We start from the raw sequence: 12,039 nt of genomic DNA, 5'->3' as shown, positions 1-12,039 counted from the left end.
GGGGTCACTGGCCGGAGCCGCCCAGCCGGGCGTTCCGCGCCGCGGCCATCCGGCTCGGCAGGCCCCACAGCTGCACGAAACCCTTCGCCAGGGACTGGTCGAAGGTGTCGCCGGTGTCGTAGGTGGCCATCCCGAAGTCGTAGAGGCTCGCCTCGGAGCGCCGACCGGTGACGGTGGCCCGGCCGCCGTGCAGGGTCATCCGCACCTCGCCGCTCACGTGCTGCTGCGCGTCGTCGATGAAGGCGTCCAGCGAGTCCTTCAGCGGCGAGAACCACAGGCCGTCGTAGACCAGCTCACCCCAGCGCTGGTCGACGCCCCGCTTGAACCGGGCAAGGTCCCGCTCCACGGTGACCGCCTCCAGCTCCTGGTGGGCGGTGATCAGCGCGATCGCGCCGGGAGCCTCGTACACCTCGCGGCTCTTGATGCCCACGAGGCGGTCCTCGACCATGTCGAGTCGGCCCACGCCCTGCGCGCCGGCGCGCCGGTTCAGCTCCAGGATCGCCTGGTACGGGGTGACCGTCTCACCGTCGATGGCCACCGGTACGCCGGCGTCGAAGGTGATCACGACCTCGTCGGCGTCGCGGTCCTGCGCCGGGTCGGCGGTGTACGAGTAGAGGCCCTCGATCGGGGCGTTCCAGATGTCCTCCAGGAACCCGGTCTCCACCGCGCGACCCCACAGGTTCTGGTCGATGGAGTAGGGCGACTTCGCCGAGACGTCGATCGGCAGCCCCTTCTCCTCGGCGAACGCGATCGCCTTGTCCCGCGTCCAGGCGAAGTCCCGGGCCGGCGCGATGATCTTCAAGTCGGGGGCGAGGGCGTTCAGGCCGACCTCGAACCGGACCTGGTCGTTGCCCTTGCCGGTGCAGCCGTGCGAGACGATCGTCCCGCCGTGCTTGCGCGCCGCGGCCACCAGGTGCTTGACGATCAGCGGCCGGGACAGCGCCGACACCAGCGGGTAGCGGTCCATGTAGAGGGCGTTCGCCCGGATGGCCGGCAGGCAGTAGTCGGCGGCGAACTCGTCGCGCGCGTCGACCAGCTCGGACTCGGCGGCGCCGCAGTCCAGCGCGCGCTGCCGGATGGCGTCGAGATCCTCGCCGCCCTGCCCGACGTCGACCGCCACCGCGATCACCTCGGCGCCGGTCTGCTCGGCCAGGTAAGGAATGGCGACGGAGGTGTCCAGCCCTCCGGAGTACGCCAGGACGACCCGCTCGGTCATGGTGTGGTGCTCCCTTCAACGTTGTCTTCCCGGCGGGCCCAGCCGGCGAGCTTCTCGCCGAGCGCGGCCCCACCGACGGCCTCGCGGGCCACGACGAGGATGGTGTCGTCGCCGGCGATGGTGCCGACGATCTCGGGCAGGCCCGCTCGGTCCAACGCGCTGGCCAGGTATTGGGCTGCGCCCGGCGGGGTACGCAGCACGGCGATGTTGCCGCTGGAGTCGACCCCGTTGAGCAGCTCGCGCAGCAGCCGCACCAGCCGGGCAGGGGCCGCCTCGGCGTCGCGCAGCGGCCGGTGGCCGTCCTCGGGGATCAGGTAGACCGCCGGCCCGTCGCCGCCGCGAACCTTGACCGCGCCGAGCTCCTCCAGGTCCCGGGAGAGGGTGGCCTGGGTGACTCCGACGCCGTCGGCGGCGAGCAGGTCGGCCAGTTCGGTCTGCGAGCGCACGGCCTTGTCACGGATCAGCTCCACGATCCGGGCGTGCCGGGCGGCGCGGGTCAGTGGGGCGGTCATCGGGGCTCCCCGATCGTGGCCGCGGCGTCCACCAGGAACGTCAGCAGCGCCTTCTGGGCGTGCAGCCGGTTCTCCGCCTGGTCGAAGACCGCGCTCTGCGGCCCGTCGAGCACCTCGTCGGTGATCTCCTCGCCGCGGTGCGCGGGCAGGCAGTGCAGCACGATCGCGTCCGGCGCGGCCTGGCCGAGCAACTCCTTGTTGACCTGGTACGGCAGGAACGGGGTGATCCGGTCCAGCCCGTCGTCCTCCTGCCCCATCGAGGTCCAGGCGTCGGTGGCCACCACGTCGGCGTCGCGTACCGCCTGGGCCGGATCGGTCAGGACCCGCACCGACCCGCCGGTGCCGGCGGCGATCTGCGCCGCCCGGCTCACCACGCTCGGATCCGGTGCGAAGCCGGCCGGACCGGCGATCCGCACGTGCATCCCGGCCGTCGCCCCGGCCAGCAGGTACGACTGGGCCATGTTGTTCGCGCCGTCCCCCACGTAGGTCAGGGTGCGGCCGGCCGTGCCGCCGCACCGCTCGCGGACGGTGAGCAGGTCGGCCAGCAGTTGGCAGGGGTGGAAGCCGTCGGTGAGCGCGTTGATCACCGGCACGCTCGCGCCCGCCGCCACCTCGGCGATCCGGTTGTCGCCGTGGGTGCGCAGCACGATGGCCGCGACGTAGCGGGACAGCACCCGCCCGGCGTCGGCCAGCGACTCGCCCCGGCCGAAGTGGGTGACCTGGGTGTCCACGACGAGGGGGTGCCCGCCCAGCTCGGCGATCCCGGCGTCGAACGAGATCCGGGTGCGCAGGCTCTGCTTGTCGAAGAGCACCGCCACCGAGCGCGGCCCGGACAGTGGCCGATGGCCGAAGCGGTCCGCCTTCATCCGCGCCGCCAGGTCGAGCACCGCGGCCTGCTCGGTGGGTGAGAGATCGTCGTCGCGCAGAAAGTGCCGGCTCATGCGGTCGTCCCCGTCGTGGTCGTGATCGGCGTCGAGATCTTCGAGGATTCCGACCCCTGGAGGGGCGCTTTCCCTGCAGGACTTGCGCTGCCGGCAGCTGCGGGCGCCGCGGCGGCCAGGGCGGCGGGTAGCGCGGCGAGGAAGGCGTCCGCCTGGGCGGCGGTGAGGATCAGTGGCGGGGCCAGCCGGACCACGCCCGGCTGCACCGGGTTGACCAGGAAACCGGCCTCGCGCAGCGCCTCGGTGAGCACCGACGCCACCGGCGCGGTGAGCGCCACGCCGAGCAGCAGACCGGCGCCGCGAACCCCGGCGACCAGCGGGTGATCCAGGGCCTCGATCCCGCGGCGCAGCCGCTCGCCGACCCGCTTCACGTGATCGAGCAGCCCCTCGTTGGCGATGGTCGCCACCACGGCGAGCGCGGCGGCGCAACTGACCGGGTTGCCGCCGAAGGTGGTGCCGTGCGAGCCGGGGGTGAGCAGGTCGGCGGCCCGGCCGAAGGCCAGCGTGGCGCCGAGCGGCAGCCCACCGCCCAACCCCTTGGCCAGGGTGACCACGTCCGGCTCGACGCCCTCGGCCTGGTGGGCGAACCAGTGCCCGGTACGGCCGATACCGGTCTGCACCTCGTCGAGCACCAGCAGCGCCCCGTGCCCGGCGGTGATCCGCCGGGCGGCGGCGAGGTAGCCGGCCGGCGGTACGACCACGCCGTTCTCGCCCTGGATCGGCTCCAGGATCACCATGGCGGTGGCGTCGGTGACCGCGGCCTCCAGGGCGGCGACGTCGCCGTATTCGACGTGGGTCACCTCGCCGGGCAGCGGGCGGAACGGGTCGGCCTTGGCCGGCTGGCCGGTCAGCGCGAGAGCCCCCATGGTGCGGCCGTGGAACCCGCCCCGGGTGGCCACCACGTGGCTGCGGCCGGTCCGCCGGGAGAGCTTGAACGCCGCCTCGTTCGCCTCCGCGCCGGAGTTGGCGAAGAAGACCCGGCCGGGCCGGCCGGCGAGCGCCAGCAGCAGCTCGGCCAGCGCGACCGGCGGCTCGGCCACGTAGAGGTTGGAGACGTGCCCGAGGGTGGCGACCTGCTTCGAGACGGCGGCCACCACGGCCGGGTGGGCGTGCCCGAGGGCGTTCACCGCGATCCCGCCCACCAGGTCCAGGTATTCGCGGCCGGCGTCGTCGACCACGACAGCGCCGGCGCCGGAGACCAGCGCCATCGGCGGCGTGCCGTAGTTGTCCATCATGGACTGGCTCCAGCGCTGCACCAGGGTGCTCATGACGCAACCGCGCCTTCCTCGTTCGCGACCGCGGGGCTCGCGGACGCACTCCTCGCGCTCACGACCATCGTTCCGAACCCTTCCGAGGTGAACACCTCGAGCAGCGTGGAGTGCGCCACCCGACCGTCGACGACGTGCGCGGCGGGGACTCCCCCGCGCACCGCCCGCAGGCAGGCCTCCATCTTCGGCACCATCCCCGACTCCAGGCTGGGCAGCAGCGTGGCGAGGTCGTCCGCGGCGATCTCGGAGACCAGGCTGGTGGTGTCGGGCCAGTCGGCGTACAGGCCGGCCACGTCGGTGAGCACGACCAGCTTGCGGGCGTGCAACGCGACGGCCAGCGCGGCGGCGGCGGTGTCCGCGTTGAGGTTGTGCAGCACCCCGTCGGCGTCCGGCGCGACCGTGGAGATCACCGGGATCCGGCCGGCCGTGATCAGGTCGGTCACCGCCGAGACGTCCACCGACTCGACGTCGCCGACCTGGCCGACGTCGACCGGCAGCCCGTCCACGAACGCTGGGCGGCGCACCGCGGTGAACAGCCGGGCGTCCTCGCCGGAGAGGCCGACGGCGAACGGTCCGTGCGAGTTGATCAGCCCGACCAGTTCCCGGCCGACCTGACCGACCAGCACCATCCGGACCACGTCCATCGCCTCGGCGGTGGTCACCCGCAGGCCGCCACGGAACTCACTGGTGATGCCGAGCCGGCCCAGCATGGCGGAGATCTGCGGGCCGCCGCCGTGCACCACCACCGGCTTGAGCCCGGCGTACCGCAGGAAGACCATGTCGGCGGCGAACGCCCGCTGCAACTCGGGGTCGGTCATGGCGTTGCCGCCGTACTTGACGACCACCGTGGAGCCGGAGAAGCGCGCCAGCCAGGGCAGCGCCTCGATCAGCGTCTCTGCCTTGACCTGGGCGCGGGTGAGGTCGGTGCTGAGGCTCATGTGGAGTACGCCGAGTTCTCGTGCACGTACGCGTGGGACAGGTCGTTGGTCCAGATCGTCGCGGCCGACGTGCCGGCGTGCAGATCGATGCGGATGGTCACGTCCCGACCGGTCAGGTCGACCTTCGAGCGGTCCTCGGCGGCGCCGCCGCCCCGGCACACCCACACCCCGTTGACGGCCACGTCCACCCCGTCCGGCTCGAACGCGGCGGCGGTGGTGCCGACCGCGGCGAGGATCCGGCCCCAGTTCGGGTCGTTGCCGAACAGCGCGGTCTTGACCAGGTTGTTGCGGGCCACCGTGCGGCCCACCTCGACCGCGTCGTCCTCGTCGGCGGCGCCGACCACGTCGATGGCGATCTGCTTGGTGGCGCCCTCGGCGTCGGCGACCAACTGCTGGGCCAGGTCGTGGCAGGCCGCGGTGACCGCGGCGGCCAGCTCGGCCGGCGTGGGCTCGATGCCGCTCGCGCCGCTGGCCAGCAGGAGAACCGTGTCATTGGTCGACATGCAGCCGTCGGAGTCGACCCGGTCGAAGCTGACCCGGGTGGCCGCGCGCAGCACGTCGTCCAGCATCGCCGGCCCGGCGACCGCGTCGGTGGTCAGGACGCAGAGCATGGTGGCCATCCCCGGCGCGAGCATCCCGGCGCCCTTGGCCATCCCGCCGACCGTCCAGCCGCTGCCCCGGGCCACCGTGGTCTTCGGTCGGGTGTCCGTGGTCATGATGGCCTCGGCTGCGGCCGGGCCGCCGTCGCGTGACAGCCCCCGGATCGCCGAGCGGACGCCGGGCAGCAGCTTCGGCATCGGCAGCCGCTCACCGATCAGCCCCGTCGAGCAGACCGCCACCTCCCCCGCGCCGAGTATCAGCCGCGGGCTGACCGAGGTCAGCGCGGCGGCGGTGTGCTCGGCGGTGGCGTGGGTGTCCTGGAAGCCGGCGGGGCCGGTGCAGGCGTTGGCGCCACCGGAGTTGAGCACCACCGCCCGGACCACGCCACCGTTGACGACCTGCTGGGTCCAGAGCACCGGCGCGGCCTTGATCCGGTTGCTGGTGAAGACGCCAGCGACACCGGCGTCGGGGCCGTCGTTGACCACCAGCGCGACGTCGGCGCCGCCGCTGGCCTTCAGACCGGCGGCTACCCCGGCCGCCCGGAACCCCCGTGGGGTGGTGACACTCATGGTGCGACCCCCCAGACCGACAGGCCGGTGGTCTCCGGCAGGCCGAACATCAGGTTGGCGTTCTGGACGGCCTGGCCGGCGGCGCCCTTGCCCAGGTTGTCCAGCGCGCTGAGCACGATCAGGCGGCCGGAGTCCACGTCGACGGTGGCCTGCAGGTGGCAGGAGTTCGAGCCCAGTGTGGCTGCGGTGTGCGGCCACCTGCCCTCGGGCAGCACGTGCACGAACGGCGCGTCAGCGTACGCCTGCGCCAGCACGTGCTGCGGGTCGACGCCGTGCGTCGGCACCGCGGTGACCGTGGCCAGGATGCCGCGTGGCATCGGCGCCAGGACCGGGGTGAACGACAGGCCGGTCGCCCCGGACGCCTGCTTGATCTCCGGCACGTGCTGGTGGGTGCCGACCCGGTACGGCGACAGGTCCCCCATCACCTCGCTGGCCAGCAGGTGCGCCTTGGCCGCCCGTCCGGCGCCCGAGGTGCCCGAGGCGGCGACCACCACCACGTCGGCGGGGTTGGCCGCGCCGGCCGCGATCAGCGGCGCGAGCGCCAGGGTGATGGCGGCGGCATAGCAGCCGGTGTTCGCCACGCGGGTGGAGCCGGCGATCAGCTCGCGCTGGCCGGGCAGCTCGGGCAGGCCGTAGGTCCACTGGCCGGCGTACGGGCCGCCATAGTACTGGGCCCAGTCGTACGGGTCGGCGAGCCGGTGGTCCGCCCCCAGGTCGACGACCCGCACGTGCGGCGGGATCTGGGCGGCCAGCACCGCCGACTCGCCGTGCGGCAGGGCCAGGAAGACCAGGTCGGCGTCGGTGAGCGTCGCCGGGTCGGTCCCGCCCAGCACCAGGTCGAGCCCGGTGAGCTGCGGATGCACCACGTCGACGCGGTGCCCGGCCTGACGGTGCGCGGTGGCGGCGACCAGGTCGAACTCCGGGTGTCCGGCGACCAGGCGCAGCAGCTCGCCCCCGGCGTAGCCGCTCGCCCCGGCGACCGCGACTCGGATTCCCATACCCACCTCCGCATGACTATGCAACGAAGGCTAGCAGCCATGATCGACGTCCTGCAAGTTCATGCAGCCCATTGCATGGGAATGATGCGGGTGGCGCCGGACACACGTCCGGCCCGGGTCGCGGGGCGACACGGGCCGGAACGGCGAGAACGAAACAGGACGCGACGGTCAGAGGCTGCCCTCCGCGACGGACCGGGTCACCCGGGGAACGACCTCGTCGAGCGCCACGTCCAGCGACGTCGTCGAGGCGAACCCCAGAGCAGGCCGGCGGTGGCCACCGCGAACGGCGGCCACCGCGAGCCATCCCGGCACCGGCACCCCTCAGGCGCCGCGCAGCGTGGCGCCCAGGCGCTCGGCGGCCACGGCCACCGCCGCGTCCCGGGCGGCCACCGCCTCCTCGACGGTGAGCGTCCGGTCCGGCGCCCGGAAGGTCAGCTTGTACGCCAGCGACCGGCGACCCGCACCGAGCTGCTCACCGGAGTACACGTCGAACAGCCGCACGTCCTCCAGCAACTCGCCGGCGCCCGCCTCCAGCGCCCGGCGCACCTGCTCCGCCGGCACCGACTCGTCCACCACCAGCGCCACGTCGATCAGCGCCGGCGGGAAGCCGGACACCGCCGGGGCGGGCGTCACCGGCGCGGACGGCAGCGCGTCCAGGGACAGCTCCATCGCGCAGGTCCGGCGGGGAAGCTCCAACGCCGCCACCACCGCCGGGTGCAGCTCGCCGGCGTGCCCGACGACCGCGCCGCCGACCAGCAGCTCGGCGCAGCGACCGGGGTGCCAGGGCGCGTACTCGGCGGCACGCACCTCGACCCGCTCGTCGGGGATGCCGGCGGCGGCCAGCACGTCCCGGGCCGCCTCGATGGCGTCCGCCCAGCCGGCCGACCGCCCCGGACCCCACCAGCCGGCCGGGTCGAGGTCGCCGGTCAGCACCGCCGCGACGTGCACGGGCTGCGCCGGCACCACCGCGTCGGCGGCCGCGAACTCCTCGTCGGTGGGGCGCCGGTCCACCCCCATCGCCGGCGGACTGCCGGCGCCGACGCGCGGGTGGAACACCGCCCCGATCTCGTAGAGCGCGAGGTCACGGTGACCCCGGCCGAGGTTGCGCTTGAGGATCCCGAGCAGCGGGCCGAGCAGCGTGGTGCGCAGCAGCGGCTCCTCCTCGGACAGCGGGTTGGCCAGCCGGACCGCGGGCCGGCGCGGGTCGTCGGCCGGCAGGCCGAGCTGGTCGGCCAGCTCCGGAGACACGAACGGGTGCGCGAGCACCTCCACGTACCCGCGCTCGGCCAGCGACCCGGCGACCGCCCGGCGCCGGCGCTGCCGCGGGGTCAACCCGCGACCGGGCGGCGCGGCCGGCAGCACCGAGGGCACCCGGTCGTACCCGTCGAGGCGGACGACCTCCTCGACCAGGTCCGCCGGGTCGGTCAGGTCGGGCCGCCAGCTCGGCGGGGTGACGCTGAGCGCGACCCCGGCGCCGCTGGCGACGCCCACCGCGCCCGGGTCCTCGGCCAACCGGTCCGCGCCCTGCGCGACCGTGCAGCCGACCCGCTCCAGCAGGGCGACCACCCGCGGCGGCGGGTACTCGACCCCGACCCGCCGGGTGGGCAGGTCCGCCGGCAGGCTGATCGGGGTACGCGGACGGACGTGGTCGATGTCCAGGATCTCCGCGCCCGGCGTGCCGCCACCGTGCTCGGCGAGCAGCCGGACGGCCCGCTCCAGCGCGACCAGCGGCAGGGCCGGGTCGACGCCCCGCTCCCAGCGCTTCGCGGCCTCGCTGAACAGCTTGTGCCGACGCGCGGTGCGCCCGACCATCGCCGGGTCCCAGTGCGCCGCCTCGAAGAGCACGTTGGTGGTGCCGGCGACGACCTCGCTGGTCTCGCCGCCCATCACCGCGGCGAGCGAGATCGGGCCGGTGTCGTCGCAGATCACCATGTCGTCGCCGGCGAGCACCCGCTGCACCCCGTCCAGGGTGGTCAGCTTCTCCCCCGGCTCGGCGCGCCGGACCACCAGCGGCCCGGCGATCCGGTCGGCGTCGAAGGCGTGCATCGGCTGGCCCAGCTCCAACATCACGTAGTTCGTGATGTCGACCGGCAGCGAGATGCTGCGGATGCCCGCGGTGACGAGCCGCCGCTGCATCCACGACGGCGTCACCGCGGTCGGGTCGACGCCGCGGACCAGGCGGGCGGCGAAACGGTCGCAGCCGACCGGGTCGCGCACCTCCACCGGGTACGCCGCCGCCTGCGTGCCGGCCGGCGCGGGCACCATGGCCGGGTCGTGCAGCGGCACGTCGAAGGCGTGCGACAGCTCCCGGGCCAGGCCGCGCAGGCTCAGCGCGTACCCCCGGTCGGGGGTGATCTCCAGCTCGAACACCACGTCGTCGAGGCCGACCACCGGGCGCGCGTCGTCGCCCGGCTTGGCCGCCACGTCCGGCGGCAGCACGATGATGCCGGAGTGGTCGTCGCCCAGGCCCAGCTCCTTCGCCGAGCAGATCATGCCGTTGGAGTTGTGCCCGTAGGTCTTGCGGGCGCCGATGGCGAAGCCGCCGGGCAGTACGCCGCCGGGCAGGATCACCACCACCCGGTCGCCGGGGGCGAAGTTGCGCGCCCCACAGACGATCTCCTGCGGCTCGCCGGTGCCGTTGGCGTCACCCACGTCGACCCGACAGAACCGGATCGGCTTCTTGAAGCCGGTGAGCTCCTCGATCTCCCGCACCTCGCCGACGACCAGCTGGCCGGTGACGGTCGCCCGCAGGTCCACCACGGACTCGACCTCGATGCCGAGGTCGATCAGGGCCTGCTCCAGGTCACCGGTGGGCAGGTAGGCGGGGAGATCGACGTACTCCCGCAGCCAACTGACAGAAACTCGCATGACTTCAGACCACCGTTCCCGTGTCTCGTACCCGCATCGCCTACGCCCCGGTCCCCAGCGCGCGGCTGAACCGCACGTCGCCCTCGAAGAGATGGCGGATGTCGCTGACCCCGTGCCGGACCATCAGGGTCCGGTCGATGCCCATCCCGAAGGCGAATCCGGAGTAGACCTCCGGGTCCACGCCGCAGGCGCGCAGCACCCGCGGGTTGACCATCCCGCAGCCGCCCCACTCGACCCACTGCGGGCCGTCGCGGTGCTCCGGGAACCAGACGTCGAACTCCGCCGACGGCTCGGTGAACGGGAAGTAGTGCGGCCGCCACCGGGTCTTCGCCTCCGGACCGAAGATCGCCCGGGCGAAGTGGTCGAGGGTGCCGCGCAGGTGCGCCATCGTGATGCCCTTGTCGACAACCAGCCCCTCGGCCTGGTGGAAGACCGGGCTGTGGGTGGCGTCCACCTCGTCGGTGCGGTAGACCCGGCCCGGGCAGATCACGTAGATCGGCGGGGTGCGGCTGAGCATCGTGCGGGTCTGCACGTTCGAGGTGTGCGTCCGCAGCACCAGGCCGGAGCCCTCCGGTGCGATGTGGAAGGTGTCCATCAGCCCGCGCGCCGGGTGGTCCGGGGGGATGTTCAACGCGTCGAAGTTGACCCACTCCAGGTCGACCTCGGGGCCCTCGGCCACCTCGTAGCCCATCCCGACGAAGAGATCACTGATCGACTCCATCAGGGTGCTCAGCGGGTGCCGGGCGCCACGCGGACGCCGGTCGTAGGGCAGGGTGACGTCCACCCGCTCCTCGACCAGCACCCGCTCGGCCTGCTCGCGCTCCACCACTGCGGCGCGGTCGGCGTATGCGGTCTCGATCGCCCGGCGGGCCTCGTTGACCCGCTTGCCGGCATCGGACTTCGCGGCTGGCGGCAGCGCGCCGATCTCCCGGCGGGCCAGCGAGACCGGAGACCGGTCACCGAGGTGCGCGGGGCGCAGCGCGGTCAGCGCGTCCGGGTCGGCAGCCGCCGTGAACGCCTTCGTGGCGTCGGCGACGGCCGCGGCCAGGGCGGCCGGGTCGAGCAGGGCGACCTGCTTCGGGTCGTACGGATCGTTGCGGTAGCTCATGGCGTACGGGCACTCCCTCACGGCGGCGCCAGCCCTCACCGGGGCGGCTAAGCGAGTCTACGGACGCGCGGCTGCGCCGCAGCCCGCCGGTAGGAGTCGTGCAGGGAGCAGGTCAGACCCGCCGCCCGCCGACACCGGCGGGCTGGCTAAACGAACGCCGTGGCGCGTTCATCGACGGAAGCTCTCCCCTGCGGTATGCGCGCCGGGTGGACACCTCAGCGCTGTGCTCTCGCTGAAGCGTACAGGCAGACCGCCGCGGCCGCAGCCAGGTTCAGGCTCTCCGCGCGCCCATGCAGCGGCACCCGGACCCGGGCGTCGGCCGCGGCGGCCAGCTCCTGCGGCAGCCCGTGCGCCTCGGAGCCGAACAGCCAGGCGGTGGGCTCGGCGAGCCGACCGGAGTCGGCCAGGTCGTCCAGGTCGCTGTCGCCGTAGCCGGTGGTGGCCAGCACGGTCAGCCCGGCGGTACGGAGCGCTTCGACCGTCTCGAGCGGGTCGGCGGCGCGGACCACGTCGACGTGGAAGAGGCTGCCGGCGGAGGCCCGGACGCACTTGCCGTTGTACGGGTCGACGGCCTCGCCGGCGAAGACCACCGCGCCCGCCCCGGCGGCGTCGGCGGTGCGCAGCACGGTGCCGGCGTTACCCGGGTCGCGGATCTCGGCGAGCACCGCCACCAGGCGGGGCGCGCCGGCGAGGGCCTGCTCCAGCGGCACGTCCAGGTGCCGGCAGACGGCGACCAGCCCCTGCGGGGCGACGGTCTCGGCGAGCGCGGCGAGCCCCTCGTCGGTCACCTCGGAGACCGGCACGTCGGCGCGGGCCGCGGCGGCGGCCAGTTCCGCGTACCGGTCCAGGGCGGTGGGCGTACCGAACAGCTCGGTGACCACCTCGGGCCGCGCGAGGGCCTCGCGGACCGCCTGCGGTCCCTCGGCCAGGAACCGGCCGGTGGCGTCGCGGTCCCGACGGCGCTGCAACCGGCGGGCGGCGACCACCCTGGGTGTACGCGGAGTGAAGGCCATGGTGTGCG

Annotated in this window: 11 protein-coding genes; all 11 read right to left on the bottom strand. The window is 74.0% G+C overall.

The annotated features are described in order from the left end of the window. Positions 1 to 4 precede the first annotated feature (4 nt). Positions 5 to 1,216 (bottom strand): argininosuccinate synthase, encoded by a 1,212-nt coding sequence (locus BUS84_RS35005; protein WP_074318604.1) that lies wholly within the window; start codon positions 1,214 to 1,216, stop codon positions 5 to 7. After that, entirely contained in the window at positions 1,213 to 1,728 is a 516-nt protein-coding gene (locus tag BUS84_RS35000; protein ID WP_074318603.1) for an arginine repressor, read from the bottom strand. Before BUS84_RS35000 ends, BUS84_RS35005 begins: the two co-directional genes overlap by 4 nt. Beyond that, a complete protein-coding gene (gene argF / locus BUS84_RS34995) occupies positions 1,725 to 2,669 on the bottom strand; it encodes an ornithine carbamoyltransferase (protein ID WP_074318602.1) in 945 nt (314 codons plus the stop codon). The genes BUS84_RS35000 and argF overlap by 4 nt, the downstream gene beginning before the upstream one ends. Further along, a complete protein-coding gene (locus tag BUS84_RS34990) occupies positions 2,666 to 3,937 on the bottom strand; it encodes an acetylornithine transaminase (protein WP_074318601.1) in 1,272 nt (423 codons plus the stop codon). The genes argF and BUS84_RS34990 overlap by 4 nt, the downstream gene beginning before the upstream one ends. Continuing rightward, positions 3,934 to 4,875: an acetylglutamate kinase gene (argB, locus tag BUS84_RS34985; RefSeq protein WP_074318600.1), complete on the bottom strand. Its 942-nt coding sequence runs from the start codon at positions 4,873 to 4,875 to the stop codon at positions 3,934 to 3,936. Before argB ends, BUS84_RS34990 begins: the two co-directional genes overlap by 4 nt. Further along, positions 4,872 to 6,044 (bottom strand): bifunctional glutamate N-acetyltransferase/amino-acid acetyltransferase ArgJ, encoded by a 1,173-nt coding sequence (gene argJ, locus BUS84_RS34980; RefSeq protein ID WP_074318599.1) that lies wholly within the window; start codon positions 6,042 to 6,044, stop codon positions 4,872 to 4,874. Before argJ ends, argB begins: the two co-directional genes overlap by 4 nt. Next, on the bottom strand, positions 6,041 to 7,042 hold the full coding sequence (gene argC / locus BUS84_RS34975) for an N-acetyl-gamma-glutamyl-phosphate reductase (RefSeq protein ID WP_074318598.1): 1,002 nt from the start codon (positions 7,040 to 7,042) through the stop codon (positions 6,041 to 6,043). Before argC ends, argJ begins: the two co-directional genes overlap by 4 nt. 168 nt (positions 7,043 to 7,210) lie before the next feature. Continuing rightward, positions 7,211 to 7,354: a hypothetical protein gene (locus BUS84_RS38465; protein WP_159451103.1), complete on the bottom strand. Its 144-nt coding sequence runs from the start codon at positions 7,352 to 7,354 to the stop codon at positions 7,211 to 7,213. Between the two features lie 9 nt (positions 7,355 to 7,363). Further along, on the bottom strand, positions 7,364 to 9,910 hold the full coding sequence (pheT, locus tag BUS84_RS34970; RefSeq protein ID WP_074318597.1) for a phenylalanine--tRNA ligase subunit beta: 2,547 nt from the start codon (positions 9,908 to 9,910) through the stop codon (positions 7,364 to 7,366). A gap of 40 nt (positions 9,911 to 9,950) precedes the next feature. After that, positions 9,951 to 11,018, bottom strand: a complete 1,068-nt coding sequence (gene pheS, locus BUS84_RS34965) for a phenylalanine--tRNA ligase subunit alpha (protein WP_074318596.1) — start codon at positions 11,016 to 11,018, stop codon at positions 9,951 to 9,953. A 215-nt stretch (positions 11,019 to 11,233) separates the two neighbouring features. After that, positions 11,234 to 12,031: a TrmH family RNA methyltransferase gene (locus BUS84_RS34960; protein WP_084757730.1), complete on the bottom strand. Its 798-nt coding sequence runs from the start codon at positions 12,029 to 12,031 to the stop codon at positions 11,234 to 11,236. Positions 12,032 to 12,039 lie beyond the last annotated feature (8 nt).

It is taken from the genome of Micromonospora cremea, assembly GCF_900143515.1.
Classification (GTDB): domain Bacteria; phylum Actinomycetota; class Actinomycetes; order Mycobacteriales; family Micromonosporaceae; genus Micromonospora; species Micromonospora cremea.
This window is presented reverse-complemented; position numbering and strand designations above follow the sequence as displayed.

Coding starts and splice junctions, on each gene's coding strand:
- BUS84_RS35005 (WP_074318604.1), bottom strand. CDS start 1,216: ATGACCGAGCGGGTCGTCCTGGCGTACTCCGGAGGGCTGGACACCTCC.
- BUS84_RS35000 (WP_074318603.1), bottom strand. CDS start 1,728: ATGACCGCCCCACTGACCCGCGCCGCCCGGCACGCCCGGATCGTGGAG.
- argF (WP_074318602.1), bottom strand. CDS start 2,669: ATGAGCCGGCACTTTCTGCGCGACGACGATCTCTCACCCACCGAGCAG.
- BUS84_RS34990 (WP_074318601.1), bottom strand. CDS start 3,937: ATGAGCACCCTGGTGCAGCGCTGGAGCCAGTCCATGATGGACAACTAC.
- argB (WP_074318600.1), bottom strand. CDS start 4,875: ATGAGCCTCAGCACCGACCTCACCCGCGCCCAGGTCAAGGCAGAGACG.
- argJ (WP_074318599.1), bottom strand. CDS start 6,044: ATGAGTGTCACCACCCCACGGGGGTTCCGGGCGGCCGGGGTAGCCGCC.
- argC (WP_074318598.1), bottom strand. CDS start 7,042: ATGGGAATCCGAGTCGCGGTCGCCGGGGCGAGCGGCTACGCCGGGGGC.
- pheT (WP_074318597.1), bottom strand. CDS start 9,910: ATGCGAGTTTCTGTCAGTTGGCTGCGGGAGTACGTCGATCTCCCCGCC.
- pheS (WP_074318596.1), bottom strand. CDS start 11,018: ATGAGCTACCGCAACGATCCGTACGACCCGAAGCAGGTCGCCCTGCTC.
- BUS84_RS34960 (WP_084757730.1), bottom strand. CDS start 12,031: ATGGCCTTCACTCCGCGTACACCCAGGGTGGTCGCCGCCCGCCGGTTG.